At 68.3% G+C, this 25087-nt stretch carries 31 protein-coding genes; 14 read left to right on the top strand and 17 right to left on the bottom strand.

Going from position 1 to position 25087, the window contains the following annotated elements:
• Positions 1-41: 41 nt before the first annotated feature.
• Positions 42-509 carry a hypothetical protein gene (locus NS2_RS00150; protein ID WP_045435788.1) on the bottom strand — a complete coding sequence of 156 codons (468 nt, stop codon included), beginning with the start codon at positions 507-509 and terminating at the stop codon, positions 42-44.
• 216 nt (positions 510-725) lie between these two features.
• Here NS2_RS00150 and NS2_RS00145 point away from each other — a divergent pair, with 216 nt between their 5' ends.
• Positions 726-1289 (top strand): LysM peptidoglycan-binding domain-containing protein, encoded by a 564-nt coding sequence (locus NS2_RS00145; protein ID WP_033085733.1) that lies wholly within the window; start codon positions 726-728, stop codon positions 1287-1289.
• A gap of 80 nt (positions 1290-1369) precedes the next feature.
• On the opposite strand, the gene rpsR is transcribed toward NS2_RS00145, so the two are convergent.
• From rpsR to rpmB, 4 genes are read right to left on the bottom strand one after another with little or no spacing between them, the layout of a single operon-like run.
• Positions 1370-1624 (bottom strand): 30S ribosomal protein S18, encoded by a 255-nt coding sequence (rpsR, locus tag NS2_RS00140; protein ID WP_011211513.1) that lies wholly within the window; start codon positions 1622-1624, stop codon positions 1370-1372.
• Between the two features lie 49 nt (positions 1625-1673).
• Positions 1674-1979, bottom strand: a complete 306-nt coding sequence (gene rpsN, locus NS2_RS00135; protein WP_033085734.1) for a 30S ribosomal protein S14 — start codon at positions 1977-1979, stop codon at positions 1674-1676.
• Position 1980: 1 nt separating this feature from the next.
• A complete protein-coding gene (gene rpmG / locus NS2_RS00130) occupies positions 1981-2151 on the bottom strand; it encodes a 50S ribosomal protein L33 (RefSeq protein ID WP_033085735.1) in 171 nt (56 codons plus the stop codon).
• A gap of 11 nt (positions 2152-2162) precedes the next feature.
• A complete protein-coding gene (gene rpmB, locus NS2_RS00125; protein WP_033085736.1) occupies positions 2163-2399 on the bottom strand; it encodes a 50S ribosomal protein L28 in 237 nt (78 codons plus the stop codon).
• A gap of 111 nt (positions 2400-2510) precedes the next feature.
• On the opposite strand from rpmB, the gene mrf reads away from it, so the two are divergent.
• Genes mrf through rpmF form a run of 3 tightly spaced genes read left to right on the top strand, consistent with a single transcriptional unit; the run spans position 2511 to position 4242 of the window.
• On the top strand, positions 2511-3782 hold the full coding sequence (gene mrf, locus NS2_RS00120) for a ribosome hibernation factor-recruiting GTPase MRF (RefSeq protein ID WP_033085737.1): 1272 nt from the start codon (positions 2511-2513) through the stop codon (positions 3780-3782).
• Positions 3782-4066 (top strand): type B 50S ribosomal protein L31, encoded by a 285-nt coding sequence (locus tag NS2_RS00115; protein ID WP_033085738.1) that lies wholly within the window; start codon positions 3782-3784, stop codon positions 4064-4066. Before mrf ends, NS2_RS00115 begins: the two co-directional genes overlap by 1 nt.
• A gap of 2 nt (positions 4067-4068) precedes the next feature.
• Entirely contained in the window at positions 4069-4242 is a 174-nt protein-coding gene (rpmF, locus tag NS2_RS00110; RefSeq protein ID WP_033085739.1) for a 50S ribosomal protein L32, read from the top strand.
• 35 nt (positions 4243-4277) lie between these two features.
• Here the strand turns inward: rpmF and NS2_RS00105 are convergent, their stop codons facing one another.
• Positions 4278-4502, bottom strand: coding sequence for a hypothetical protein (locus NS2_RS00105; protein WP_033085769.1), 225 nt, complete (start codon positions 4500-4502; stop codon positions 4278-4280).
• A 325-nt stretch (positions 4503-4827) separates the two neighbouring features.
• On the bottom strand, positions 4828-5856 hold the full coding sequence (locus NS2_RS00100; RefSeq protein ID WP_052085986.1) for a DUF1906 domain-containing protein: 1029 nt from the start codon (positions 5854-5856) through the stop codon (positions 4828-4830).
• A 216-nt stretch (positions 5857-6072) separates the two neighbouring features.
• Here NS2_RS00100 and NS2_RS00095 point away from each other — a divergent pair, with 216 nt between their 5' ends.
• Positions 6073-6879, top strand: coding sequence for a VOC family protein (locus NS2_RS00095; protein WP_033085740.1), 807 nt, complete (start codon positions 6073-6075; stop codon positions 6877-6879).
• Positions 6880-6957: 78 nt separating this feature from the next.
• Here NS2_RS00095 and NS2_RS00090 read toward each other — a convergent pair whose 3' ends face one another.
• Genes NS2_RS00090 through NS2_RS00070 form a run of 5 tightly spaced genes read right to left on the bottom strand, consistent with a single transcriptional unit; the run spans position 6958 to position 12394 of the window.
• Positions 6958-7740 carry an MHYT domain-containing protein gene (locus NS2_RS00090; RefSeq protein ID WP_033085741.1) on the bottom strand — a complete coding sequence of 261 codons (783 nt, stop codon included), beginning with the start codon at positions 7738-7740 and terminating at the stop codon, positions 6958-6960.
• Positions 7741-7751: 11 nt separating this feature from the next.
• Positions 7752-8447, bottom strand: coding sequence for a GTP-binding protein (locus NS2_RS00085; protein ID WP_228102528.1), 696 nt, complete (start codon positions 8445-8447; stop codon positions 7752-7754).
• Positions 8428-8805 carry a DUF742 domain-containing protein gene (locus NS2_RS00080; protein ID WP_045435784.1) on the bottom strand — a complete coding sequence of 126 codons (378 nt, stop codon included), beginning with the start codon at positions 8803-8805 and terminating at the stop codon, positions 8428-8430. The genes NS2_RS00085 and NS2_RS00080 overlap by 20 nt, the downstream gene beginning before the upstream one ends.
• Positions 8806-8816: 11 nt before the next feature.
• A complete protein-coding gene (locus tag NS2_RS00075) occupies positions 8817-9227 on the bottom strand; it encodes a roadblock/LC7 domain-containing protein (protein WP_033085742.1) in 411 nt (136 codons plus the stop codon).
• A complete protein-coding gene (locus NS2_RS00070; protein ID WP_230464091.1) occupies positions 9224-12394 on the bottom strand; it encodes an ATP-binding protein in 3171 nt (1056 codons plus the stop codon). Before NS2_RS00070 ends, NS2_RS00075 begins: the two co-directional genes overlap by 4 nt.
• Positions 12395-12725: 331 nt before the next feature.
• Between NS2_RS00070 and NS2_RS00065 the strand changes: the two genes are divergently transcribed.
• The 9 genes from NS2_RS00065 (at position 12726) to NS2_RS00030 (ending at position 20975) form a co-directional block, all read left to right on the top strand.
• Positions 12726-13415 carry a response regulator transcription factor gene (locus NS2_RS00065; RefSeq protein WP_033085743.1) on the top strand — a complete coding sequence of 230 codons (690 nt, stop codon included), beginning with the start codon at positions 12726-12728 and terminating at the stop codon, positions 13413-13415.
• Positions 13416-13453: 38 nt separating this feature from the next.
• On the top strand, positions 13454-14893 hold the full coding sequence (locus NS2_RS00060; RefSeq protein WP_033085744.1) for a HAMP domain-containing sensor histidine kinase: 1440 nt from the start codon (positions 13454-13456) through the stop codon (positions 14891-14893).
• A gap of 417 nt (positions 14894-15310) precedes the next feature.
• On the top strand, positions 15311-16780 hold the full coding sequence (locus tag NS2_RS00055) for a S1C family serine protease (RefSeq protein WP_081985639.1): 1470 nt from the start codon (positions 15311-15313) through the stop codon (positions 16778-16780).
• Positions 16781-16878: 98 nt separating this feature from the next.
• A complete protein-coding gene (locus tag NS2_RS00050) occupies positions 16879-17373 on the top strand; it encodes a MogA/MoaB family molybdenum cofactor biosynthesis protein (RefSeq protein WP_177327135.1) in 495 nt (164 codons plus the stop codon).
• 80 nt (positions 17374-17453) lie between these two features.
• Positions 17454-17600 (top strand): hypothetical protein, encoded by a 147-nt coding sequence (locus NS2_RS35740; protein WP_162836597.1) that lies wholly within the window; start codon positions 17454-17456, stop codon positions 17598-17600.
• Positions 17601-17846: 246 nt separating this feature from the next.
• The gene (locus NS2_RS00045) at positions 17847-18518 is read left to right on the top strand and encodes an MspA family porin (protein WP_033085745.1); all 672 of its coding nucleotides are present in this window, start codon (positions 17847-17849) and stop codon (positions 18516-18518) included.
• 62 nt (positions 18519-18580) lie between these two features.
• Positions 18581-19252, top strand: coding sequence for an MspA family porin (locus tag NS2_RS00040; protein WP_033085746.1), 672 nt, complete (start codon positions 18581-18583; stop codon positions 19250-19252).
• A gap of 298 nt (positions 19253-19550) precedes the next feature.
• Entirely contained in the window at positions 19551-20231 is a 681-nt protein-coding gene (locus NS2_RS00035) for an MspA family porin (RefSeq protein WP_033085747.1), read from the top strand.
• 63 nt (positions 20232-20294) lie between these two features.
• Entirely contained in the window at positions 20295-20975 is a 681-nt protein-coding gene (locus tag NS2_RS00030; RefSeq protein ID WP_033085748.1) for an MspA family porin, read from the top strand.
• Positions 20976-21058: 83 nt separating this feature from the next.
• Here NS2_RS00030 and mscL read toward each other — a convergent pair whose 3' ends face one another.
• The 5 genes from mscL to NS2_RS00005 form a co-directional block, all read right to left on the bottom strand.
• A complete protein-coding gene (gene mscL, locus NS2_RS00025) occupies positions 21059-21460 on the bottom strand; it encodes a large conductance mechanosensitive channel protein MscL (RefSeq protein ID WP_033085749.1) in 402 nt (133 codons plus the stop codon).
• Positions 21461-21539: 79 nt separating this feature from the next.
• The gene (locus tag NS2_RS00020) at positions 21540-22205 is read right to left on the bottom strand and encodes an RcpC/CpaB family pilus assembly protein (RefSeq protein ID WP_033085750.1); all 666 of its coding nucleotides are present in this window, start codon (positions 22203-22205) and stop codon (positions 21540-21542) included.
• An 87-nt stretch (positions 22206-22292) separates the two neighbouring features.
• Positions 22293-22598: an FmdB family zinc ribbon protein gene (locus tag NS2_RS00015; protein ID WP_033085751.1), complete on the bottom strand. Its 306-nt coding sequence runs from the start codon at positions 22596-22598 to the stop codon at positions 22293-22295.
• A gap of 70 nt (positions 22599-22668) precedes the next feature.
• Entirely contained in the window at positions 22669-23271 is a 603-nt protein-coding gene (locus NS2_RS00010; RefSeq protein ID WP_033085752.1) for a 5-formyltetrahydrofolate cyclo-ligase, read from the bottom strand.
• 24 nt (positions 23272-23295) lie between these two features.
• Positions 23296-24951 carry a purple acid phosphatase family protein gene (locus NS2_RS00005; RefSeq protein ID WP_081985637.1) on the bottom strand — a complete coding sequence of 552 codons (1656 nt, stop codon included), beginning with the start codon at positions 24949-24951 and terminating at the stop codon, positions 23296-23298.
• Positions 24952-25087 lie beyond the last annotated feature (136 nt).

Raw genomic sequence — 25087 nt, 5'->3', positions numbered from 1 at the left:
TGGATCGCGATAGCGATTCACACCCTTTCTTTTCGGCTGATCTACTTGGCGCTCAGCACTTTCCGGTCACCCAGCGGCGCTTTCAAGCTGATTTCGAGGGTGCCGAAGACCGCGATCATGGTGCACATCTTGCCGACCGCCTCGGGCAGCGTGCCGGACTTCAGATCGACCGTGACGGTCGACGAGGTCTCGGTGACGGCGGCGTCGACGCCGTAGCACTCGGGCGAGCCGGTCTGGAAGTTCACCGCGATCTTGTCGGGGGCGAGGCGGGTGTAGCTGTCGAACGGGATGCTGTGCGGGCTGACGATGGCGGGGTTGGCGGCGAAGGCTCGTCCGATTTGTCCGTTGGGTGCCTCGGTGGGCGTGCCGGTGGTCGTGGTGGCGGCGCTGCTGCTACCGGATTTCGTTTGGTCGCCACTGTTTTCCGTGCTTCCGCACGCGGTGATGGCGAGTCCGATGAGGGTGGCCGCAGCGGCAGCGATCAGGCGGCGTCCCCGTGTCCCGTACATGGCTGTCACCCTAGTGTCCCGGGACCGTATGGACGGTTTCGCGGGTCGGTTTCGACCCGCTGGCGAATTTCCGGCGAAGACACGCCGAAATCTTCGCAGAACCGGCGCGTAACCGTGCGGTGACCGGGGCATGATCGCTAGTGTTGTCCTAGATGTGCGAATGCAGTTACGTGCCATCGACTTACCTGATCTTCCCCCTTCGGAAAGGAACGTGCCGTGGGCGACTCGTTGCGTGTAGGCGAAGAACTCAAGATCGGACAATCGCTTCAGGGTGGCGCTTACAGCCTCACTCTGCAGCCTGATGGCAACCTGGTGCTGAGCGAGCCCAGCGGCAACGTCGTCTGGTCGACGCTGACCCACGATCAGGGCGTGGAGCGCGGTGTCCTGCAGGAGGACGGCAACTTCGTTCTCTACAAGGGCGAGGGCGCCGCCTGGTCCACCGAGACCAATGGCAAGAGCGCGGACCGCTTGGTCGTGCAGCCCGACCGCAATGTCGTGCTGTACGGCACCGACGGCAGCGCGCTCTGGTCGTCGGGCTCCAACACCGACAACCCGCTGCCCGCGCCGGAGCCGGTGCAGACCGAGGCTGCCGCGGTCGTCGAGGATGTGCCCCCGCCGCCGCCCGCCGCGCAGACCTACACGGTCGAGCCGGGCGACACCCTGTGGGCCGTCGCCGAGCGCTTCTACGGCGACGGCAACCGCTACCAGGAGATCGCCAACGCCTCGGGCATCAGCAATCCGGATGCCATCGACGTCGGCCAGGTGCTGACGATCCCGTAAATCGCGGCGCTGCCAACGATTTTCGAGACAAAGAAGGGGCCCCGATGTGAAAGCATCGGGGCCCCTTACTGTTTCGTTGCTTACCGGCTCGTGAAGGGGAGGAGCGCCATTTCCCGCGCGTTCTTCACCGCGACGGCGACCTGCCGCTGCTGCTGCGGGGTCAGCCCCGTGACGCGCCGGCTGCGGATCTTGCCTCGATCAGAGATGAACGTGCGCAGCAGGTTCACGTCCTTGTAGTCGACGGTCTCGATGCCGGCCGCGATCAGAGGGTTCTTCTTCGGCCGACGGGCCTGCTCGGCACGGACCTTCTTCGACGGTGCTCGCTTCACTGCCATGTCAGCGGTTCCTCACTCATGCGGGGCCAGTTTCATGATTGGTGGATGCTTACCAGCTCGATTTGTGCACACCGGGCAGCTCTCCTCGATGGGCCATCGCGCGAACCCGCACACGCGAGAGACCGAATTTCCGGAGATGACCACGCGGGCGTCCGTCCGCAGCGTCCCGATTTCGCAATCGTACCGGACTGGCATCCCGCGGCATTCTCGCCAGGGCGGCCTGTGCGGCCGTCCGGTCCGCATCGCTGCTGGTCGGCTTGCGAATGATCTCCTTCAGCTCCGCGCGCCGCTCGGCGTAACGGGCCACGATCCGTTTGCGCTCTTCGTTTTTGACGATCTTCGACTTCTTCGCCACCTCAGCGGTCCTCGCGGAAATCGACGTGCCTGCGCACGACCGGGTCGTACTTCTTGAGAACCATCCGGTCGGGATCGTTGCGCCGGTTCTTGCGGGTGACATAGGTGTAGCCGGTCCCGGCCGTGGACTTCAGCTTGATGACGGGGCGGATGTCGGTCGACTTCGATGCCATGGTGATTCCTCTCAGATCTTCTCGCCGCGGGCGCGCAACCGGGCCACCACTGCCTCGATGCCGTCACGGTCGATGGTCTTGATGCCCTTGGCCGAGACGTTGAGCGTGATGCGCCGCCCCTCGCCGGGCAGGTAGTAGGTCTTGCGCTGGATATTGGGGTCCCAGCGCCGGTTGGTCCGCTTGTGCGAGTGCGATACGGACTTGCCGAAGCCCGGCTTGCGGCCGGTGACCTGGCAGATGGCCGACATGGGCACTCCCTTCCGGTGGTAGACGTTACTGATAATCGTTTTCGACAACGCGGTTATTCCAAGGTACATTGACTCCTCGGTAATTGAAAATCATTGTCGAAAGGGGGACCGGTGCCGTCCCAACGCAAGCCCGTGCTCGTCCTCGCGGGACTCCCCGGACGCGCCGCCGACGGTGTGGATCGGGCCGCCCGCCTGCTCGGCGCCGAGCCCGGCACCGTCGTGGTCCGCCACGACCTGAGTGAACTGCGCGAAGGCGTGGTGCGCCGCAGCGTCCGCCTCGACGGTCGCGAGGACCTCGGCGTGCTGGAACTCGCGCACGGCTGTGTCTCCTGCACGCTGCGCGCCGACCTGCTGCCGTATCTGTGCCTGCTCGCCGAACGGGATTCGGTGCGGCGCATCGTGCTCGCGCTGGATCCGGCCTTCGAGGCGGAAGCGGTGTGCCAGGCCATCGATGACGTGGTGGTGACCGGCGTGGTCGGCCGGGTCGACGGCCCGGCCGGGCGCAGCGTGCGCATCGATACCGTGCTCACCTGTGTCGACGCCCGCGACTGGCTGGCCGACGCCACCGGCGACGAGACCCTCGCCGAGCGCGGCCACGCCACCGTCGAGGACGAGCGCACCATCGCGCAGCTGGCCGTCGGCCAGGCCGAATTCGCCGACGCGCTGGTGGTTTTCGACTCCGGCGCCGATCTGGTGGATCGCGAGCGCACCACCGCCGTACTGGCGCGGTTGACCCCGCGCGCCCCGATCACCTGGGTCGCCGATCCCGCAGTGCTGGATATCGACGATCTGACCTGGCTGCTGCGCCGGGTGCCCGCCGACGCGCGCCGCGGCGCGCCCTTCGATCCGCACGCGCCACTGTTGGCCGGACAGCCGCCGCTGGAGCCGGATTGCGGTGTGGCCCTGGTGGAATTCGCCACCGACCGCCCGTTTCATCCCGAGCGCCTGCACTCGGCCATCGACGTGCTGCTGGACGGTGTGGTGAGCGCGCGGGGCCGGGCGTGGCTGGCCACCCAGCCCGACGAGGTGGTGTGGCTGGAGTCCGCCGGTGGCGGGCTGCGGGTCGGCGGCGCGGGAAAGTGGCTGGCCGCCATGAACTCCCGGGAACTCGACGAGGTCGGTCCGGAACGCCGCACGCTGGCGTCACTGCGCTGGCACGAGGAGTTCGGGGACCGGCACACCTCGCTGGTGATCCTGGTCGCCGACGCCGACGCCGAGGAGATCCGCCACGCGCTGCACTGGGCGCTGGTCGACGAGGACGAACTGCGCCAGGTGCGCTTCGCGCCCGAACGCGTCGCGATGTGGCCGGACCCGTTCGGCGATCAGCGCGAAGAAGAGCCGCAGGCACCGGCCGAAGAACCGCAACCACGAAAGGTGAAGTGATGAAACAGGGAATTCACCCCGACTACCATCCGGTGGTCTTCCAGGACGTGAGCACCGGAAAGTGCTTCCTGACCCGATCCACCGCGGTGTCCACCCGCACCATCGACTGGGAGGACGGCAATACCTACCCGCTGCTGGTGGTGGATGTGACCTCGGATTCGCATCCGTTCTGGACCGGCAATCAGCGGGTGCTCGATACCGCGGGCCGGGTGGAGAAGTTCGAACGCCGGTACGGCAAGCGCATTCGCGGCAATCGCAATTCGACGACGGATCGGGAGAACTGACCATGGCGGTTCCGAAGCGCAGAATGTCGCGCGCCAATACGCACAGCCGCCGCTCGCAGTGGAAGGCGACGCCGCCGGATCTGATTCCGGTCAAGGTCGGGGGAGTGGAACACATGGTGCCGCGCCGCCTCGCGCGCGCGGTGGAGCGCGGCCTGATCGATCCGGGGAAGCTCTGACCGATCAGGCCACCGGGCTCGGGACCTCCGGGTGCCTAACCCTCCTTGGCGGCCAGATCGACCAGGGTGGCGGCGAGCCGGAAGTACTTGTTCTTGCCGAGATCGGCAATGGTCTTGATGCCCAGGGCATCGAGGAGCTTTTCGTCGTGCTTGTCGGTCAGTCCGGCGAGCGCCGAGGGCGGCGCGGCCAGGATGTCGTCGAGAGACTTGGTCTCATAGGCCTTGTCGAGAGCTTTGTCGAGTACCACGCTGACGGCCACGAGAGCCTCCTTCATCTGGAACCGGAACAATAGTTCGGACGAGGCAGACAATAGCCTCGAAGTTGCTGTCCCACCAGAGAACTGCGCGAGTGTTGCGGATGCGTGAACCGGCCGACCAATTGTTTCGGGAGTGCGAAAAAGTCTTCCCAAAGTTGTGAACTCGTGGCCTGGCGACTGTATCCTCGTGCCTTGAGGGCGGGTTCTTCTGATTACAGAAGAACCCGCTCATCGCCACTTCAGGGGCAGTTCAGCGCGGGTTTCGGCGCGGTTCACCGGCCGGTGGCCGCTTTTCGCATTCCGGAGAAAATCCGACAAATCGCCCAATTCAGTTGCCGGATGGGCCATTCGGCTCACCGACGGCCGGAGCTTGTCCGCCTTCGGCGGAACGGACCGAATCGCCATTGGGTCCGACGCCCCAGCCGGGTAACGGCACACCCGGCAGCAACTGCTCCAGCTTTGCCAACTGATCGGCGACCACGGCGGCCGGACCCTCCACCAACGAGAAGGGGAACGGCCAGTGATGCTGGCCGCCCAGCCGGGCCACCTCGGCCTTCAGTTCGGCGGTCGTGGCCTCCAGATCGCTGATCTCGGTGCGCAGTTCATCGATCTGGGTGAGCGCCGCCGCCAGCCCGTCCACCACGGTCCGGTTGTGGCCCTGGGCATCGGTGCCCAGCTGCGGCCAGCCGCTGAGGCCGGGCCCGCGCAACTGGGTCTGGATATCGCGCAACACTTGGTCCTGTTCGGGTGTCAAGTCCGGTTCCTCCGTTTCCACATCCCATTGGCCGAAATCGGCTCGATCGGTTTCGTTTACGTCGCAGCGCACGCCGTCGACGGTCACCTGCTCACCGGTCTGATAGATCGAGATGCGCGGGTCGACATTGCCGCCCGACCAGGCCACCGTCTGCCACGCCCAGGTCGCGGTGCCCGCGTCCAGCGCCCGGCTCACCGGCCAGAACCCGCCGTAGATACCGACATTCGCGCGTCCGATGACGCTGGCCGCGCCGTCGAGGTAGTCATTGATCGGCACCTGCTGCTGCGGGGTGGCGTCGAAATCGGCGGAGAAGTAGATGGGCCGATCCGCCCGCCCGCCGCAGCGCAGCACCCGCGCCAGTGCCGCCCGCGCGTCGGTGACGCCCGCGCCGTAGCCGTCGAGCATGCGCGCGGCCGTGGTCTCCCAGTTCGAAACGATGGAAATGCCTTGTGCGCGCAGGTCGTCCGCTTCGGCCGGAGTGAGCAGTTTGCCCGGCAGGGTGGGGCCGCCATCGGACAGGTATCGGACCACGAAGTCGTACCCGGCCGCTTTGATGGCACTCGGGGCGGGCCGACCTGCGGCGTAATCCAGCCCGAAACGCATGCCTCTCACTGTAATTCGTGGGACACGCCGAGAGAGCCATATCGCGGTGGTTGACTGGTCCGTTATGAGCGAACGCGACAACTGATTTGGTGCGATCGGGGTAACTCGTCGGGGACGTCCAGAGTCGGGTTGGCTCTCAACTTAACTCCGCATGCATGCCTGTCAACGGCTCTCAGCCGGGCGCTGAAGTCGCGGGGAGGCGGAAAAGGATGACCGATGCCTGTACGCGAAGAGGCGTGGCCCCCGGGCACACCGTGTTGGGTCGACTGTCAGGTCGACGATCCGGCCAAGGCCGGTGAGTTCTACGCCGCGCTGTTCGGCTGGGATGTGCAAGGCGGCGGGGAGGACGCCGGGGGATACCTCATGGCCATGCGCGAGGGACGGGCGGTGGCGGGCATCGGGCCCAAACCCGAAGCGGGCGTGCCGTCGGTGTGGACCACGTATTTCGCGGTGGCCGACGCCGACAAGAGCGCCGAGCAGGTGACCGCCGCGGGCGGCAAGCTGCTGGTGCCCGCCTTCGACGTGATGGAATTCGGCCGCATGTTCGTGGCCGCAGACGCCTCGGGCGCGCCCTTCGCGGTCTGGGAGGCGCGCGCGCACGACGGCGCGGCCGTCCACAACGAGCACGGCTCCTACGTCTGGAACGACCTGCACACCGGCGATTTCGCGGCCGCGAAGAGCTTCTACGGCGACGTCTTCGGATTCACCTTCACCGAATTCGACGAGGAGAACCTGCGATACGCCACCTTCACCCCGCCCGGCGGGACCGAGGCCGTCGGCGGCATCAATGACGACAGCGTGGGCGGCGTGGCGGCCGAGGTGCCCTACTGGCTGACCTGGTTCCAGTTCGAGGGCATCGACACCGGCATCGCGAGCGCGGTGGAACTGGGTGCGACCGTGCTCATGTCGGCCACCGACGGGCCGTTCGGCCGCATGGCCATCATGGCCGCGCCGCAGGGCGAACTGTTCGGCCTGCTCGATCCGACCACCACCGTCGCCGCCGAGCCCGCGGCCGACGACTGACTCGCCACACACGTCGGGCCGGGTCCGTCGACCCGGCCCGGAGGGCGTGAAATCCGGCTCGGCGGCACCGGTTCCGGCTCAGTGCACCGATTCCGGTCGCCGCAGCCCCAGCGTATCCTCTGCCTGCGACCCGGCGGCCCGGGCCGCGCGGCGGTCCGGCGCGACCAGGATGGCCGTGATCGGAATCGCCAGCGACAGCGTGCCGATGATGAAGAACGGCACGAAGAAGTCGAACAGCACGGCCCCGCGCGGCGTGGCCGCGGACGGCTCCACGTGCACCTGCAGCCCGGTCAGCCCGGCATAGTGCATGCCGGTCACCAGGATCGCGTAGACCAGCGCACCGGCCAGCACCAGCGGCACCGACGACACCCAGAGGCTGAACCACAGGGTCAGCGCCGAGAGCACGAAGGCGATCACGTACACCGCGACCGTGGACACCAGGCTCAGCTCCACGGTGCCCTGGATGTGAATCGCGTTGAGCAGCAGCTGATGTACGTCGCCCAGGCCGAAGGCCATCACACCGGCCGCCACCAGCAGCCGCCACCAGACCAGCCGCCGGCCGTTGATCAGCATGGCCAGGAACACCGTCGTCGCGGCCAGCACCGAGAACAGCGTGATGGACACGTTGTCGTAGCGCAGCGGGCTGCCCTTGACGTCGAAGCCCAGCATCGACACGAAGATGGGCATGGCGACACCGACGCCGCCGATCGAGACCGCCGCCACGAACTGCCACACCAGCCGGAAGCGCTGGGTCACCGACTTGGTGGACTGGCGGATGCAGGCCAGCCCGCAGGCGGCCCCCGCGAAGGACACGATCAGTGCCAGCGCGATGACCCAGTAGCCCATCGAGAAATAGATCATCCGGTATCCCCCTAAGCGCGACCGGCGTTTTCGCGTTGCGCCGCCATCAGCCTTTCGATCGCGTACTCCGTGACGGCGGCCAGTGAACGCCGCACCTCGGCCGGGTCGCGCGCGTCGATGTCCACGATCGGGACCCCGTCGCGCACGCTGAGCGCCTCGCGCAGCTCGGCGACCGGGAAGCGCGGCGCGTCCGGAAAGCGATTGACCGCGATCAGGAACGGCAGCGACTTGGCCTCGAAGAAGTCCACCGCTGCGAAGCTGTCCTCGATGCGGCGGGTGTCGACCAGCACCACCGCGCCGATGGCGCCGCGGATGAGGTCGTCCCACATGAACCAGAACCGCCGCTGCCCGGGCGTGCCGAACAGGTACAGCACCAGGTTGCCGGGCAGGATGATGCGGCCGAAATCCATGGCCACCGTGGTGGTTTCCTTGCCCGGCGTGGCGGCGAGGTCGTCGACCCCGTCGGAGTAGCCGGTCACCATGGCCTCGGTGCGCAGCGGCACGATCTCCGAGACCGCGCCGACGAACGTGGTCTTGCCCGCGCCGAATCCGCCCGCTACGACGATCTTGGTGGAGGCGGTGCGGGCCTCCTCGCCCGGTCGCGGCGGGAACTGCAGGGCCGGGTTGGGGAATTGCCCGGTCGTGTAGCCGGGGGCCCCGTGGGGGCCACCGGGGTAGCCTCCGCCGTCAAAGGGCGCGGAGTCCATGCAGGGTCCTCTCCATCAGGGATCGTCGCTCGTCGAAGGTGGCCTGGTCGCTCAGGGTCGAATGCACGCGCAGGGTCCCGGCGACGACCAGGTCGCCGATGACGACCCGGATCATGCCCAGTGGACGTCCCAGGTGCGCGGCGATCTCCGCGACCGAGAGCCGGGCGGTGCCCAGCCGCAGGATCTCGGTGCGCACATCACCGGCGGGCCAGTCGAAATGGGCGGTGTAGGACAGGGTCTCGACGACCGCCTCGAGCGGCAGTTCGACCGCCGGCTCGGTGCGACCGGAGGTCAGCGCGTAGGGACGAACACGTGTGGTCGGTGGCCGGTTACCGCCACCGCCAAAGGAATTGGTCATGGGCGGCTCATCTAGGAAGCTGTGCGGGCGGTGGCCGAGACCACCGACCCGACCCGGTCGACCAGCAGGGCCATCTCGTAGCCGATGCGGCCGATGTCGTGTTGCTTGTTGGCCAGCACCGCCAGGTGCGAGCCATTGCCCACGCTCATGACCAGCAGGTAGCCGCGCTGCATCTCGACGATGGACTGCATCACCTTGCCGCCCTCGAAAAGCTGTGCGGCACCGGCGGACAGGCTGGCCAGACCGGCGGTCACGGCGGCCAGCTGCTCACCGCGATCGGACGGCAGGTGCGGGCTGGTGGCCTGCAGCAGACCGTCCGCGGAGACCAGGACGGCGTGCGAGACGCCCGGCACCTCCCGGGTGAAGCGGGTGACCAGCCAGTTCAGATTCTCATCCGTGGTGGTGCGCTGAGTCTCGGTCATGCATGCCCTCCGTCGTTGTACTGGGAGTCGGCCCGCCCGGAATGGACACCGCTGAGATGCCTGGAGAGGCTGTTGCGGATCTCCTCCGGATTGCGGCCTGCGCCGTCGTCCTCTTGGGCGACGGCTCCGGGCACCAGCTGGGCGCCGGGCTGCCGAATCGGCAGCCCACCCTGGGTGCGACTACTGGTGATCGGGTTGGCCGCCTCCTCGGCCGCGGCCCAGCCGACGTCCGAGGTCGACGACCACGCCGCGCCGGTCTGTTCGGTGGCGGCCGGTTCCACCAGCCACTCGGAGACCATGCGCTGGAAGATCGGGGTCGGGGCCCCGTCCACCGGGCGCAGTCCGGACGGCTGGGCGGCCGGCCGCTGCGCGGCGGGTGCGGCGTCATTGCCGCGAATATCTGTGGTGGCAACGGCATCGGCGTCGGGAGCGTCTCCCTCGGAGACGGCGGCATTGCCGTTGGCGGTGGTGGCTTCGCCGTGTGCGCCGGCGCCGAAATTGCCGTTGGCCGGCGTGGCCGTGCCGTTGACGTGGGCGTTGCGGTTGTAAGGCCCGACCGCGTAGCCGTTCTCGGTGGGCCGGGCCACCGGGTGCTCGCCGGTGCCGAAAGCGCTGTAGCCGTTGCCGAACGAGGTGCCCGCGCTCTCCGCCTCGGCGCTGAAGCCGTATCCGGAGTTGTCGCCGTATCCGGAGTTGTCGCCGTATCCGGAGTTGTCGCCGTATCCGGAGTTGTCGCCGTAGCCCTGGTTGTCGCCGTAGCCGGAGCGGTCGAGGCCGGTGATCGGCGCGACCGGCTCGGGCGCCTGCGCGACCGGTTCGGGCGTGCGGGCCTCGCCCCAGAAGTCCATCCGATCCGGCGCGGCCGGAACCTCGCGTTCCGCGTTGAGCGCGGTGACCCCGTAGGCACGGGCGTCCTCCGGCGCGGTGAACGCGTCGGTGAACCCGTCGGAGAAGCGATCCTGGCGCGGCTGCTCACCCCGGAAGGCGGGGACCACGGGCTGCTCGCCGGTATCGGGACCCGGCTTGCGCTGCGGCAGGCCGGAACTGGTGGTCGCGAAGCGACCGGTGGTGGTGGCCGGCGCGGGCTCGGGCGGATTGGGCACCGGCGTCAGCCGCGGCGCGGGGACCGCGGGCTGTGGCCCGGAGGCCGGGCCCGACGGCACGCCGATCGGCCCGGACAGCAAGGGATTCTGCGCGGTGGGCATCGGGATCGGGCCCGAGGCCAGCGCCGAGGGCGGCACCGGCAGGGCTGACGGGGGCACCGGCAAGGCCGACGGCACCGCGTACTGCCCGGTCGGGTCGCCGGTGCGCTCGGGCGCGGGCGAGACCAGGCTGCCCGGCAGGTGCACGCTGGCGGTGATGCCGGGCTGCTGCACCATGGCCGAGGTGCGGCGCAGGCTGACGGTGATGTTGTGCCGCTTGGCCAGGCGGCCGACCACGAAAAGACCCATGCGGCGTGCGGTCTCGACATTGACCTCGCCACCGGAGGCCAGCCGGTCGTTGATGCCCTGCAGATCCTCGGCGTTCATGCCGAGGCCGCGGTCGGTGATCTCGATCAGGTAGCCGCCGTCCACCGCGCGCGCCACCGACACCGCCACCGGCGTGGTGGGCGGGGAGTAGCGCAGCGCGTTGTCGATCAGCTCGGCCAGCAGGTGCTCGATATCGACGGCCGGTTCACCGGCGACGATGCCGTCGGGCACGGTGCCGATCTCGACGCGCTGGTAGTCCTCCACCTGGGAGACCGAGGACCACAGCATGTCCGACAGCGGCACCGGCGCGAGATGGCCGCGGCGCAGCGCGGTTCCGGCCAGCACCAGCAGGTTGTCGCCGTTGCGGCGCATGCGGGTGGCGAGGTGGTCGAGGCGGAACAGCGACTGCAGGCGCTCGGAGTCGTCCTCGTCGCGTTCGAGCTCCTCGATCAGGCCCAGCTGCTGCTCCACGAGGGATTGGCTACGGCGCGAGAGGGTCTCGAACATGTTGCCGATCTGCAGGCTCAGTCGCGCCTGCTCGGCGGCCAGGTGCAGCGCCTGGGAGTGGATGTCGTCGACGGCGCGGGCCAGCTGGCCGATCTCCTCGGTGGTGTGCACGTCGACCGGGGTGATCTCGGGGGTCGCGCCGCCGGCGCGCACCACCTCGAGCTCCTGTGGCAGGTCGATGTGGGCCACCTGCAAGGCATCTCGCCGCAGGCGGCGCACCGGCACGACCAGTGAGCGGGCCACGATCAGCGCCAGCGCCAGACCGGCCAGCAGCATCCCGATCACGACGGAGGTATCGCGGAGCACGTTGTTGCGGGCCTCGGTGGTCAGCCCGGACAGCTTGCCGTCCATCGAGTTCGCGACGCTCTCGACCTCTTTGGCGTATGCCTCGGCACTGCTGTGCAGCGAGTCCTGCATGGCCGGCAGCGAGCCCGCGTCGGGCACGTTCTGCATCAGGATGCCGACGCGCGCGCCCGCATTGTCCTTGAGCGTGTTGGCATTCTGCGCCGCGTCGGGCGCGAGGCCGCGGTACACCTCGATCATGGTGATCTCGGCGCCGATGGCGGTCAGCAGCTTGGTGCGCAGGGCCGGATTGTTGCCCGCGCCCGGCACCGCCAGCATGACGCGCTCCTGGGTCAGCAGGCGCGACGCGGTGAGCGCCGCACCGAACTGCAGGAACGACTGCTGCACCCGGAGGTCACCGACGGTCGGCGCGTTGGTGAGCGCGGTCTGGGTCCGGGTCTGCACCTCGTCGGCTTGATCGCCGATGGTCTGGGGGGAGCTGGTGCGCAGGCTGTTGCGCATGGTCTTGGCGACCGCCATGGCGGTGCCCAGCTCCTTCACGACGCCCGGCTCGGCGTTGGAGGTCTTGAGGGTGGTGTCCAGGGCCGCCGTCGCCTGATCGAACTTGGCGGTCGCGGCGTCCAGCGCCGGATCGACGTCCTGGTTGCCGCCGTTGATCGCGGCCACCGCGAGTTCATTGGTGGAGGTGATGAATTGGACCGTGGAGTGCAAAACGTCCATCTGGTCCGTCGCCGCGCTCAGTTTCGAAATGGTCTGCAATTCGCTGTTGATGCGCAGTACCGCGAACGTCGCGGCGAGGAGCACCGGGAGCACCAGCACGATCCCGACCTTGCGGGTAACGGGCCAGTTGGACAGGCTGAATTGCCAGGACCGGGGTGCTGCTTCCATCCCGCTTCCGTCGCCTCCGCTTTCACGATTGACCCCCGGGTACGTATGCGGTTGTACGGCTTTGGGGTCGAACCCGCGCGGAACCAACTAGAGGTCTTCTTTTACGGCCTGCAACATACCGCGTGAGCTGCGTAACGGCAATTCGGGCGACTTGCTGTATAAGACCCCGAATGCGCGCTTGCCACAACGGGTTTCGCGTCAATTTGGGTGACATCACAACCACTCCGCGTAAGCCGTTCATAAAACACGCAGGTCATCTGCCTCACTTGCCCGGCGTGTCGGAGGGGACCTTCTCAGTCACCTCTCAGTCGCTGTGGGCAGACTTGTTGCCATGCGCATTCTGGTAGCCGACGACGACCGCGCGGTTCGCGAATCGCTGCGTCGCTCGCTGACCTTCAACGGTTACACCGTCGACCTCGCCGTCGACGGTCTCGACGCCTTGGAGAAGACCGCCGGTCAGCGACCCGACGCCCTCGTCCTGGACGTCATGATGCCCCGCCTCGACGGCCTCGAGGTCTGCCGCCGGCTGCGCAGCACCGGCGACGATCTGCCGATTCTGGTACTCACCGCACGGGATTCGGTCTCCGAACGCGTCGCGGGCCTCGACGCCGGCGCCGACGACTACCTACCCAAGCCCTTCGCGCTCGAGGAACTCCTCGCTCGGCTGCGCGCCCTGCTGCGCCGCACCGCCACCGGGGAGGCCGACGCCCTCTCGGAGGCCATGACCTTCGCCGACCTGTCGCTGGATCCGGTCACCCGCGAGGTCACCCGCGGCGAACGCCCGATCAGCCTCACCCGCACCGAGTTCTCGCTGCTGGAAATGCTGATGGCCAACCCGCGCCGGGTGCTCACCCGCAGCCGCATCCTGGAGGAGGTGTGGGGCTACGACTTCCCCACCTCCGGCAACGCGCTCGAGGTGTACATCGGCTACCTGCGCCGCAAGACCGAGGCCGACGGTGAGGCGCGACTCATCCACACCGTGCGCGGCGTCGGCTACGTGCTGCGCGAGACCCCGCCGTAGGAGCCGAGTTCGTGGGTAGAACCGTTCCCCGGCGCCCGGTGGTCGCCGGTCTCGGGTCGCGGACCGAGACGGCCGAATTGCGGCCGCCCATACCGCTGACCCGCTCGGTGTCGCTGCGCTGGCGGGTGACCCTGCTGGCCGCCTCGGTGGTGGCCGTGGCCGTCGCCTTCACCTCCATCGCCGCCTACGCCATGGTGGCGCGCTCGCTGTACGCGGACGTGGACTCGCAACTGCGGGCCCGCGCCTCGGTCATGGTCGACAACAATCTCGACAGCCTCGGGTTCCAATCACTGGTGTTCGCGGGGCTCTACACCAACGATGTCGGCGTGGCCCTGGTCTTCGCCGACCAGTCGCAGTACGTGCCGCCGCAGGCCACGATTCCGCCCATCGGCAATCAGGAGCGCGCGGTGGCCCGCGGCGAGATCGCCTTCTCGCTGCGCACCGTGGACGATCAGCGGGTGCTGGCGCGGCGCATGCACTCCGGGGCCACCCTGGTGGTCTCGCAGCGGCTGCAGCCCACCCGGGAGGTGCTCGACCGGCTGGCCTGGCTGCTGTTCGTGGTCGGCGGCTGCGGCGTGGTGGTGGCGGCCGCGGCCGGAACCACCGTGGGGCGCACCGGGTTGCGGCCCATCGCCCGGCTCACCGCCGCCACCGAGCGCATCGCCCGCACCGACGATCTGACCCCCATCCCGGTCACCGGCGACGACGAACTCGCCCGGCTCACCGAGAGTTTCAACACCATGCTGCGCGCCCTGGGCGAATCCCGGGAACGGCAGCGCCGATTGGTCGCCGACGCCGGGCACGAGCTGAAGACGCCACTGACCTCTTTGCGCACCAATATGGAACTGCTCATCGCCTCCTCGCGGCCGGGCGCGCCCCGCATCCCGGACCAGGACATGGCCGAGCTGCGCACCGACGTGATGGCCCAGATCGAGGAGTTGTCCACGCTGGTGGGCGATCTGGTCGACCTGGCCCGCGAGGACGCACCCGAGACCGTGTACGAGCAGATCGACCTCGGCGATGTGGCCGAGCGAGCGCTCGAGCGAGTCCGCCGTCGTCGCACCGGCATCGAATTCGACGCCCAGTTGCGCCCCTGGTTCATCTACGGCGACGAACCGGGACTGGAACGCGCCCTGCTCAATGTGCTCGACAACGCGGCCAAATGGAGCCCCGAGGGCGCGAAGGTCTTCGTCACCATGCGCGAGAGCGGGCGCGGGCTGCTGGAATTCGCGGTCGACGACGCCGGACCCGGCATTCCGCCCGCCGAACGCGAGCTCGTCTTCGAGCGTTTCTATCGCACCACCGCCTCGCGTTCCATGCCAGGATCCGGTCTGGGCCTGGCGATCGTGAAGCAGGTTGTGACCAAACACGGGGGCACCATCAACATCGATACTTCCGACCGCGGCGGCGCTTTGATCCGTATCGTGCTGCCTGGAGAAGGTGCACCGCCGCAATCCGTGGTGGCGGACGACAACTGAACCCCGGGAAAGCTCGGCTAAAAGCAAGCACGGTCTCAGTCCACTCTCAGTCGTTCCCGCCAGGCTTGGCGACGAGACTCGAGGAGAAAACGAGAAATGACCGAGGATTCGAACCAGCGGGGCACCGAGCCCGAAGGCGCCGCAGCCGGGGCCGCCCAGCCGAACCCGCCCGCGACCCCGGGCGAGCAGCCGCCCGCGACACCGGAGGGCGATTCGCCTCGAGCCACCGCCTCCGGCCTGCCCGTGCGTGACACCTCCGGCCCGGCCACGCCCGGCGCCGCCGACCAGCCCTTCGACGGCTTCGCCGCGGCACAGTCCTTCTCGGCCGGTGTGTCCCACGCCCAGCCACCCGCCGCTCCGGTCGCACCGGGCTACGGCGTTGCGGGACAGCCGGGTTCGGTCCCGCCCGGCTACCCGATGCCCGCCGGTGATCCGGCCACGCAGGCCATTCCGGCCTCGCCCTACGCCCGGCCGCAGCCCGGCCCGGGCGGCGCGGCTCCGGGTTACGGCGCGGCTTTCGGTGGGGCACAGCCCTATTCGGAGCAGTTCGGGGGCGCGAAGCAGCCGACCGAGGAGATCCCCGTCGGCACCGAGCAGATCCCGGCCGGTGCGTACGGGCAGGCGTATGCGGCGTCGGGGGCCGGATACGCGACGGGCCAGCATCCGGCGTACACGACCGGTCAGCACCCGGCCTACGCCACGGGACAGCATCCGACACAGGTGATCCCGGGCGCGCCGGGTGGCCCCGGGATGCCGTACCCGGGTGCACCCGCGCCCAAGCGGTCCGGCAAGGCGAGCCTGGTCGCGGGCGCGGTGGTGCTGGCCCTGCTGAGCGGCGGCCTCGGCGGCGGCGTGGTCGCGCTGGCCACCCGCAACGACAGCCACAGCGCGGTGACCAATGCGCTGGATCAGCCGATGGGCGGCACCGGCAAGACCACGCCCGCGCCGGACGGTTCGGTGCAGGCGGTGGCACAGAAGGTGCTGCCCAGCGTGGTCATGATCCGGGTCGCCGGGGCGCGCGCCGAGGGCGAGGGCTCGGGCGTGATCCTGTCCTCGGACGGCCTGATCCTCACCAACAATCACGTGGTCAGCGGCGCGGGTGCGAACGCCAAGATGGATGTGGCCTTCAGCGACGGCACCACCGCCCCGGCCACCGTAGTGGGCGCGGATTCGGTCTCCGACATCGCGGTCATCCGGGTCACCGGCAAGACCGATCTGAAGCCGATCGAGCTGGGTCAGTCCGCGAATCTGGCGGTGGGCCAGGGCGTGGTGGCGATCGGTTCGCCGCTGGGCCTGGCGGGCACGGTCACCAGCGGCATCGTCTCCTCGCTCAACCGCCCGGTCTCCACCAGCGGCGAGCCCGGCTCGCAGGGCACGGTGATCGACGCCATCCAGACCGACGCCGCCATCAACCCGGGCAACTCCGGCGGCGCGCTGGTCGACATGAACGGCAAGCTGATCGGCATCAATACCGCCATCGCCACCATGGGCACCGCCGAGTCGGCGGGCGCGCAGAGCGGCTCCATCGGCCTGGGCTTCGCCATCCCGGTGGACACCGCGCGCCGGGTGGCCGACGAGCTGATCAAGAACGGCAAGGCCACCTACGCCCAGATCGGGATCACCGTGAAGGCGCAGGACGATGTGAACGGTGCGCGCGTCATCGACGTGTCACCGGACGGCCCGGCGGCGAAGGCGGGCATCCCGAAGAACGCGATCATCACCAAGATCGATGACCAGATCGTGGATTCGGGCAACTCACTGATCGCCGGGGTGCGTTCGCACCGCCCCGGTGACAAGGTCAAGGTGACCTACACCGATGACCAGGGCAAGAACCCCAAGACCGTCGAGGTGACCCTCGGCGAGGCAGCTGCGGAGGGCGGCCGATGATGTTTCACGAGGCTGGTAGGGAACCGGTACCGACGATCCGTGTCACACCGGACGGGGGCTGGGAGCTGTTGTCGGACAAGGGCGCTACGGTGAGCACCATGGAAATCGATTCCGCTGTCGCGGGCCGTGCTCTTGTCGTTGTCGTCGACGACCGAACCGCCCATGGCGGGGTGGACTCGCTGGGCCCGCTGGTGACCGAACTACTCACCGAGGCCGGGTTCCTGGTCGACGCCTCGGTCTCGGTGCAGGCCGACGAGGTGGAGATCCGCAATGCGCTCAATACCGCGGTGATCGGCGGTGTCGACCTGGTCATCTCGGTCGGCGGCACCGGCATGTCGCCGCGCGACGTGACCCCGGAGGCCACCGAGGAGGTGCTGGACCGGGTGCTGCCCGGCATCAGCGAGGCGCTGCGCTCCTCCGGGCTGGCCTCGGGCTCGCTGGACGCGGGCCTGTCGCGCGGGCTGGCCGGGGTGTCGGGCAGCACGCTGGTGGTGAACCTGCCGGGTTCGCGCGCCGCCATTCGCGACGGTATGGCCACCCTGGGTCCGCTGGCCAGTCGCGTCATCGATGAGCTGTCCGGCCTGTCGGAATGACCGACGGCGAAGAACCTTCCGGGTCGACCGATTCGACAGCGTCACCCCGTCCGGCCGAGCGCCGGGCGGGGTCTCGTCGTTTGACCCCTGCCGAACGCGCCAGGCTCGCGCGCGTCTTCGGTGACGAACTGCCGTCCACCACCAAGGACGAGCGCACTCCCGAGCCCGAATCCGGTCGATCCTCGGATGATTGGCTGCGTTCCCAGGTCCCGCCGCATCACGGCTGAGACACCCGCAAATAATGAACGCCGAGAGTTTGCCATTGCTCTGACGGTGAGCTTTGCCGCACCCTTTATCTAGTTGTTGCCATTTGGTAGCTGTTGTGGCTAAGGTCTCCCTCGGGTCAATAAAGCTACGGCTCTATTGAGTTTGAGTCGCGTGCCGGAACGTTGCTTGTGTGGAATTCGGTGCCGTAGCGACCCTCTTCAGCCCCGGTGGTCGGGGTTGTCCGCAGAAAAACTGATGAGGGAACTATGAGCGAGAACCGGACCGCCGGTTTGCGACGAACCGCCCGTATCGCGGGTGTCGGCGCGGCCGCCTCCGTGGCCTTGGGCCTGATGTCCACCGGCGCCGCCAACGCCGACACCTTCGTGCCGTTGCCGGACGGCCACAAGGTCGCCGCGGGCGTCAGCATCGACCGGGTCGGCGAGCGCGCCATCATCTCGCCGTCGCTGTCGGCGAACGGCGCGGGCCGCACCGCCTGGCTCTCGGGCAAGGTCATCGCGAACGTCGATACCCCGGACGGCACCGTCGGCCCGAACAACGGCCCCAAGAACGGCCCGGGCTCGAACAACTCCTCGACCCACGGCACCTCGCAGGTCAACACCGGCTACATCATCGGCTGCCAGGTCAACATCTCCGACTCCGCCGTTTCCGCGGGCGTCTCCGGCGGCGTGAGCCTGACCGGTGCCAACGCCGGTGGCTCCATCGGCCTGAACCTCGGCCCCGGCCAGGTCACCTTCGTCCAGGTCAACTCCAAGGACATCCCCAGCTCGGGCACCTACTCGATCGACTACAAGGATGTCCCGGTCGACGTGCAGGGCTGCGCGGGCTACGCCCAGGCGCGCGCCTACACCGTGGTCGAGATCATCGGCGACAACTACTCGAAGACCACCCTCTACGGGCAGCCGTTCAGCCTCGGCTGACGTGTGGTCACCACTCGATTCATTTCTCGCGTAAGCGAATTCGACCCTAGAGGGAAACAATCATGAACGTTCGCAAGACGATGGCGCGGGTCGCCGGCGTGGGCGTCGTCGCCACCGCCGCCCTGGGCCTGTTCTCGACCGGCGCGGCCAATGCCGACACCTTCGTGCCGCTGCCCGGCGGCTCCATCACCGAGACCATGGACGACGGCACCGTGGTGACCATCACCATGACCGGTGAGTCGGCCAACATCAACCCGTCCATGGGCGCCACCCCGCTGCACCGCAACGCCTGGGCCTCCGGTTCCGCGCAGGTGCACCTGTCCGGCACCAACGGCACCGCCGGCGGCAAGATCGTGCCCGGCTACGTGGTGGGCTGCCAGGTCAACATCGCCGGTGGCGGCGCCAACGGCGGACCGAGCGTGGGCGCTGACTACAGCGGCGAAAACGCGACCGCCGGTGCCACCGCCGGCGGCAACCTGACCCTGGGCCCGGGCCAGACCAAGGCCTTCTACCTGCTCGATCAGGAAGCTCCGGACGACTACGGCAGCGAGGCGCACTACGTGCGCAACAAGTTCTCCGGCAACTCGGGTTCGGTTACCTGGTCCGACGAGACCATCAACCTGAACGGCTGCGGCGGCTACGCCCAGGCCCGCTCGTTCGTGGCGGTCCAGGTCGAGACCGACCACGCCATCAGCTCCTACACGCTGTGGGGTCAGCCCTTCAGTCTCGGCTGATCCAGTTTCCGCTCAGCGGAAACCCAAGGGGCCCGGTGCGATTAGCACCGGGCCCCTTTTGCTATGTATGACTTTCTCGACATACCTGCGGGTTTGTGTCGGCGAGTGACCGATCCTGTTCGCTCACGTCTCAAAGCCCACAGGTGTGATGTAAAGTGCCCTGCGTCGCTACGCGAAAAGAATTTGTTAGCAGTAACACAGTGGCAACAATGTGGCGACAAACTCAACCGGGATTCGCAAGAGTCCCATTTCAACCTCGGTGGTCGAGGTTGACCGCAAGAACCTGATGAGGGGAAGTATGAGCGAGAACCGCACCCACGGTCTGCGCACCGCGGCCCGTTTTGCGGGCATCGGCGCGGCCGCGGCCGTGGCCATCGGCCTTATGTCCACTGGTGCCGCGAACGCCGATACCTTTGTGCCGTTGCCGGACGGCCAGAAGGTGAACCCGGCGGGCACCGTCACTATCACCCGTACGGGCGAACACGCCATCGTGTCGCCGTCGCTCTCCGCCAACGGTGCCGGCCGTGTGGTGTGGGTCAGCGGCGCCGCCTCCGCGGTGATCACCGACACGCCGGAAGGCACCGCCGGGCCGAACAACGGCGCGGCCGGCGGCGCAGGCACCAATAACTCGTCCACCCATGGCATTTCGCAGATCAACACCGGCTACATCGTCGGCTGCCAGATCTCCATCGGTGAGGACGCCATCTCGGCCGGCGTCTCCGGCAGCATTTCGCTGACCGACGGTTCGCTCGGCGGTTCGATCGGCGTCAACCTCGGCCCCGGCCAGGTGGCGTTCGTGCAGATCGACTCGAAGGATGTCCCGAAGGCGGGCACCTACTCGGTCGAGTACCGGGATGCCGAGATCCAGATCCAGGGTTGCGCGGGTTATGCCCAGGCGCGTGCGTACACCGTCGTCGAGATCATTGGCGACCACTACTCCAAGACCACCCTTTACGGTCAGCCGTTCAGCATCGGCTGAGTGGTCTCCGCCCGCCAAATCCTTTCTCGCGTAAGCGAATTCAACCCTGAGGGACATCCAGAAATGAACATCCGTAAGACTGTGGCGCGGGCGGCCGGTGTCGGTGCCGTTGCCACCGCCGCTCTTGGCCTGTTCTCCACCGGTGCGGCCAATGCCGACACCTTCGTGCCGCTGCCGGGCGGCGAAATCACCCAGACCCTCTCCGACGGCACCGTTGTCACGGTGAAGCTGGTCGGCGAGTCCGCCAACATCAGCCCGTCGATGGGTGCCACCCCGGTGCACCGCAACGCCTGGGTCTCGGCGTCGGCGCAGGTCCACATCTCCGGTGACAGCACCGCCACCGGTGGCAAGATCTTCCCGGGCTACGTGGTCGGCTGCCAGGTCACCATCGACGGTGGCGGCGTCAGTGGCGGCGGTACCGTGGGTGCCGACTGGAGCTCGGGCAACAATGCCACCCCGAAGGCCAGTGCCACTACCGGTGCCAACCTGACACTTGGGCCGGGCCAGGCCAAGTCGTTCTACATCCTCGATGAGGAAATGGCCGACGACTTCGGTCGGGAAGTCCACAAGGTCCGCAACAAGTTCAGTGGCACCGACGGTTCGGTCACCTGGTCCGACGAGACCATCGGCCTGAACGGCTGTGGCGGTTACGCCCAGGCGCGCTCCTTCGTGAGCGTCGAGGTCGAGACCGACAACGTGATCAGCTGGGTCACCCTGTGGGGCCAGCCCTTCAGCCTCGGCTGATCTGACGCGACCTCCTGGCGCGACAGCGTAATACCAACGGGCCCGGTGCTTTTCGCACCGGGCCCGTTTGCTGTTCCGGTGCTTCAGTTCTCGTGTTTTCCGCCCGCGCCGCGTTCGGCTAGCAGATCCCGGATCTGGTGCAGCAGTTCGTTATCCGAGAGCGCGGCGTCATCCTTGTCGCCCCAGCGGTCCTGGGCCTTCTTGGCCGGTATCACGATGACGAAGTACAGCAGCGCCGCGATGATCACGAAGTTGACGGCGGCGGTGATGATCGGCCCGATGGCCACGAAGGTGGCGGGCTTGTCGGCCACCAGCTGGAAGCCCAGGCCGAGCTGATTGCTGCCGCCGAAGACCGCGAGCAATGGATTGATGACGCCGTCGCTGAACGCGGTGACGATGGCGACGAAGGCGGTGCCCATGACCACGGCCACGGCCAGGTCGACGACATTGCCGCGCAGCAGAAAATCCTTGAAACCCTTGAGCATTGCCGAAACTCCTCTACCTGAGGGATCGAACGCAGAGTTATGGGGGTACCCGGCGATGCTAGTTCACCGGCCTGCCGGTTCAGTGGAACACGACGGTGAGTGCGCTGTGCAAAGAGGCTGCGGCCACCGCGGTGGCGCGCCGCGAATCCAATGCCACCAGCACCACCCGTTCGGTGCGGCCGCGCGCGTTCCCGGTGCCCGGCCCGTTCTCGGCGCCCGACACCAGCACCACGGCCGCGTCGGCGGCCAATAGCCGCGCCGGGCGGCCGTGCTGCCCGGTGTCCTCGCCCGCCACCACGTCCACCCGGTCCCCGGCCCGCAGGATCTCGGCAACGGCGTTGTCCGCCAGGCGAATCGGCACGATGCGCGCGTCGGGCTCGTGCGCCGCCACCGCGGCCAGGCGCGGCCCGACCACCCGCAGTTCGGTGACGATCTCCCCGGCCGCCAGCGCGCCCGCCAGGGTGGCGCCACGCAGTGTCCCGGCGTCGCGCACCGCGCCCGCGGGCAGCGTGGCCGTCTCGCGTGGCGCGCGGTGCAGATCGCCCTCGCCCAGCACCTGGCCGGGCGGCAGGTCGCGCGCGGCGACCAGGACCTCGGTGCGCCCGGCGGCGGGATCGGGGCGCAGCGCCAGCAGGGCCGCCAGCACGAGCAGCGCGACCGCCCCGGCCCGGCGCAGTAGCACCGTGTCCACTCGGTCCAGGTGGCTACGGAACTCCTGCAGGAATGCTCGGTGCGGTCGCGTCATGCGGGCAGCGTAGGGCCGTCCGGACAGCAACACGCCCGGGCGGGACCCGGGCTGTGGATAACGAAGGAGCCTGTGGAAAAGCTCGGATCAGGCGGCGGAGGTGCCCGAGCCGCTGGTCGAGGCGGCGGGCGTGCTGGTGGAGGAGTTCGGCGCGGCCGCGCCGGAGACGCTCTCGGAGCTGGTCGACGGCTTGGCGGGCTCGGAGGAGGTGGAGCCGTTGCGGCTGTCGGTGCGGTAGAACCCGCTGCCCTTGAAGACGATGCCGACCGAGTTGAACAGCTTGCGCAGCTTGCCGTTGCAGCGGTCGCAGGTGGTCAGTGCGTCATCGGAGAAGGACTGCACGATGTCGAACTTGTTGTCGCACTCGGTGCATGCATACGAGTAAGTAGGCATCGGGTAACCTCCACGCTCTTCGTCGAATTAGCACTCTACAGCTGGCAGTGCCAACGCTGCCAATCGGGTGTCAATTCCCGATGTGATCTTCCAGCCGCCGGAGTCCGCCGAACGGGGTCAGCGCCCACCCCATTCGATGGTCGTGGGACTCCTCCGGCAAACGCCGCACGAGTTCGTCGTCGCGCACCACCGCGATCAATCGGGCATCGGCGCGAGCGGCGTCCAGACTGCGATCGTAATAACCCGCGCCGCGCCCCAATCTGACTCCCCGGCAATCAACCGCCAATGCCGGAACCAGAATGGTCGCCGCCATTGCGATCCCATTCGCGACCGGCGCGCCTTCGGGTTCCCGGAGTCCGAATCGGCCGCGCCGCAAGCCTTCCGGTCCGGTGTACTCGGCCCACTCCAGCGGGCCGGGCTCGCCGGTCAGGGGAAGCAGCACCCGGAAACCGGCGGCCCGCAGCGCGTCCAGCATGGCGAGCGATCCGGGCTCCCCGCCGACGGGCACGTAGGCGCACACCACATCGCCACCGGGATTCGCGGAGGGGCCGCCGAGACCCGCGGCGGCAGCGGCCAGGGCGGCCGCCTCCCGCGCCCGGACCTCGGCGGGCAGCGCCTTGCGCCGCGCGAGGATCTCCGCCCGCCAGCTCGGTTTGTCCCGTCCGTCCGTCACCCGCCCACCCTAGGGCGCGCCGGATCAGCGATCGGTACGCGGGCGGGTCAGCGTGAAGGTATCGACCGCCTTCAGCTCGCTGGTCGGCCCGGTGAGGGCGTAGTAGGTGCCGGTGATGGTGGTGTTCCCGCCCGGCTGCCCCGGATCAACGTCGAAAGCGCAGAAGCCGTAAGGGTGTTCGGCATCCTTGAACGCCGACCAGGGCGCGTCCTCCAGCACGTACACCGGCGTCTTCTTCCCGGTCGCCGGATCCTTGTCACCGACCGCGGTGATGACCCGGCACTTGTCGCCGGGGAAGAACAGCTGATTGGACGGCGCGGAGGTGCCGCCCCCGCCGATCACCAGGTGCACGGTGCCCTTGGAGGTGTCCACCACGTCCTTGCGGGTGTCGACGGGTTTGGGCGTGAGCGTCTCGGATCCGGTGACCCCGCGCACGGGATGCGAACGCTCGTAATGGTGTTCGTGCCCGCACAGCACCAGATCGACCTGGTACCTGTCGAACAGCGGCAGCCAGTCCTGCCGGATGCCCAGGTCCGCGCCGTTGAACTTGTCGGCCGAGGAGATGGCGACCTGGTGCATGAACACCACCACCCAGTCGATGCCCCGGTCGGCGCGGGCCTTGGCGAGTTCACCTTCCAGCCACCGCTTCTGGGCCCCGCCGGAATACCCCTTGACGTAGCTGTTGCCGCCGTCCTGCAGGCAGATGTCGTCATTGGCGACCGCGATGACGCGCATGCCGCCGACGGTGAAGGAGTACCAGAGCCCCTTGGCATGGTCCTCGGCCCCGGCGTCGGGAACGGTGAAATAGGTTTGGAACGCCTCGAATCCGATCGGCCCGTTGCCGAGTTCGTTCTCGTGATTGCCCGGCGCGGGCATCCAGGGTCGGTAGCGGGCCGAGCGGGAGTTGTTGGCCCACCAGTCGTTCCAGGTGCGGATGCGGTCGGTGGCGATATTGGCGTAGCAGAGGTCGCCGTTGACCAGGTTGAACAGCGGGGCCAGCGATTCCACGGCCGAGGTGACGTCGCCGGCGTACTGGGAGCCGAGATTGTCGTTGACCGCCTTGCCGTCGACGATCTTGCCCACCGTGGGCGTGCCCTGATCGCCGAAGCTGGTGAAGCGGAACCTGGCGCGACCCGCGGGCGCGGTGCGAATGGTGCCGAGTTCGGGTGGCGCGCCGTCGTGCCCGGCGGCGTAGACGTAGTCGGTGTCGGGGGACAGGCCGGTGATCCGGGCGTGGTGGGCCTGGATCTCGATGCCGGACTTGGCATCCCGGTAGGTGCGGGTCTGCGCCTGCACGCTGGTGCCGAAGCCGGAGTCGGCGGTGCCGTAGCGCACGGTGGGTTTGGCGACCGAGCCGGTGGTGTGCCAGGTGACCACCACCTCGCGCGCCGCGTCGGCCCCGAATTGCAGGTGCAGGCCCGAAACGCGTGGCGCGGCAGCCCGATCCGGGGTGGTCACCAGTTCGGCCGAGCGCGGCCAGGCGGCGGAGCCGTCGGAGCCGTTGCCGCGCAGTGCCACCGCACCGCCCGCACCGACCGCGAGCCCGGCGATGCCGGCGATGGCGGAGGCCCCGAAGAGTCGGCGGCGGCTCAGGCCGCGCCCGGTTTCGGGGGAGTTCGTGGCCGCGGTGGCCGGGTTGTCCGGGGAATCTGAGCTGTGGGGATCCTCACGGTCGGTCATGAGTGTCAGCTAACAACCGCTGGGTACGACGTAGGTCACGGCGCGGCGAACACGAAATGAAATGAACCGGTCCGTCTACCAGATAGGCCTCGGACCGGCGTTCGGTGCGCCCCGGGCCGCCGCGACCCTTAGTACT

The organism is Nocardia seriolae NBRC 15557, from assembly GCF_007990715.1.
Lineage (GTDB): Bacteria > Actinomycetota > Actinomycetes > Mycobacteriales > Mycobacteriaceae > Nocardia > Nocardia seriolae.
Note: the sequence above shows the minus strand (reverse complement) of the source record. Positions and strands in the feature narration are given on the sequence as shown.

What these genes read in the sequence shown, in the direction of transcription:
- NS2_RS00030 (WP_033085748.1), top strand. Translation starts at nt 20,295, where the DNA reads ATGAACATCCGTAAGACTGTGGCGCGGGCGGCCGGTGTCGGTGCCGTT.
- NS2_RS00150 (WP_045435788.1), bottom strand. Translation starts at nt 509, where the DNA reads ATGTACGGGACACGGGGACGCCGCCTGATCGCTGCCGCTGCGGCCACC.
- NS2_RS00035 (WP_033085747.1), top strand. Translation starts at nt 19,551, where the DNA reads ATGAGCGAGAACCGCACCCACGGTCTGCGCACCGCGGCCCGTTTTGCG.
- NS2_RS00095 (WP_033085740.1), top strand. Translation starts at nt 6,073, where the DNA reads ATGCCTGTACGCGAAGAGGCGTGGCCCCCGGGCACACCGTGTTGGGTC.
- NS2_RS00080 (WP_045435784.1), bottom strand. Translation starts at nt 8,805, where the DNA reads ATGACCAATTCCTTTGGCGGTGGCGGTAACCGGCCACCGACCACACGT.
- NS2_RS00070 (WP_230464091.1), bottom strand. Translation starts at nt 12,394, where the DNA reads ATGGAAGCAGCACCCCGGTCCTGGCAATTCAGCCTGTCCAACTGGCCC.
- NS2_RS00005 (WP_081985637.1), bottom strand. Translation starts at nt 24,951, where the DNA reads ATGACCGACCGTGAGGATCCCCACAGCTCAGATTCCCCGGACAACCCG.
- NS2_RS00115 (WP_033085738.1), top strand. Translation starts at nt 3,782, where the DNA reads ATGAAACAGGGAATTCACCCCGACTACCATCCGGTGGTCTTCCAGGAC.
- NS2_RS00050 (WP_177327135.1), top strand. Translation starts at nt 16,879, where the DNA reads ATGGAAATCGATTCCGCTGTCGCGGGCCGTGCTCTTGTCGTTGTCGTC.
- NS2_RS00100 (WP_052085986.1), bottom strand. Translation starts at nt 5,856, where the DNA reads ATGCGTTTCGGGCTGGATTACGCCGCAGGTCGGCCCGCCCCGAGTGCC.
- NS2_RS00075 (WP_033085742.1), bottom strand. Translation starts at nt 9,227, where the DNA reads ATGACCGAGACTCAGCGCACCACCACGGATGAGAATCTGAACTGGCTG.
- NS2_RS00015 (WP_033085751.1), bottom strand. Translation starts at nt 22,598, where the DNA reads ATGCCTACTTACTCGTATGCATGCACCGAGTGCGACAACAAGTTCGAC.
- NS2_RS00045 (WP_033085745.1), top strand. Translation starts at nt 17,847, where the DNA reads ATGAGCGAGAACCGGACCGCCGGTTTGCGACGAACCGCCCGTATCGCG.
- mscL (WP_033085749.1), bottom strand. Translation starts at nt 21,460, where the DNA reads ATGCTCAAGGGTTTCAAGGATTTTCTGCTGCGCGGCAATGTCGTCGAC.
- rpmB (WP_033085736.1), bottom strand. Translation starts at nt 2,399, where the DNA reads ATGTCGGCCATCTGCCAGGTCACCGGCCGCAAGCCGGGCTTCGGCAAG.
- NS2_RS00020 (WP_033085750.1), bottom strand. Translation starts at nt 22,205, where the DNA reads ATGACGCGACCGCACCGAGCATTCCTGCAGGAGTTCCGTAGCCACCTG.
- NS2_RS00085 (WP_228102528.1), bottom strand. Translation starts at nt 8,447, where the DNA reads ATGGACTCCGCGCCCTTTGACGGCGGAGGCTACCCCGGTGGCCCCCAC.
- NS2_RS00055 (WP_081985639.1), top strand. Translation starts at nt 15,311, where the DNA reads ATGCCCGCCGGTGATCCGGCCACGCAGGCCATTCCGGCCTCGCCCTAC.
- NS2_RS00040 (WP_033085746.1), top strand. Translation starts at nt 18,581, where the DNA reads ATGAACGTTCGCAAGACGATGGCGCGGGTCGCCGGCGTGGGCGTCGTC.
- NS2_RS00090 (WP_033085741.1), bottom strand. Translation starts at nt 7,740, where the DNA reads ATGATCTATTTCTCGATGGGCTACTGGGTCATCGCGCTGGCACTGATC.
- rpmF (WP_033085739.1), top strand. Translation starts at nt 4,069, where the DNA reads ATGGCGGTTCCGAAGCGCAGAATGTCGCGCGCCAATACGCACAGCCGC.
- NS2_RS00065 (WP_033085743.1), top strand. Translation starts at nt 12,726, where the DNA reads ATGCGCATTCTGGTAGCCGACGACGACCGCGCGGTTCGCGAATCGCTG.
- rpsR (WP_011211513.1), bottom strand. Translation starts at nt 1,624, where the DNA reads ATGGCAGTGAAGCGAGCACCGTCGAAGAAGGTCCGTGCCGAGCAGGCC.
- rpmG (WP_033085735.1), bottom strand. Translation starts at nt 2,151, where the DNA reads ATGGCATCGAAGTCGACCGACATCCGCCCCGTCATCAAGCTGAAGTCC.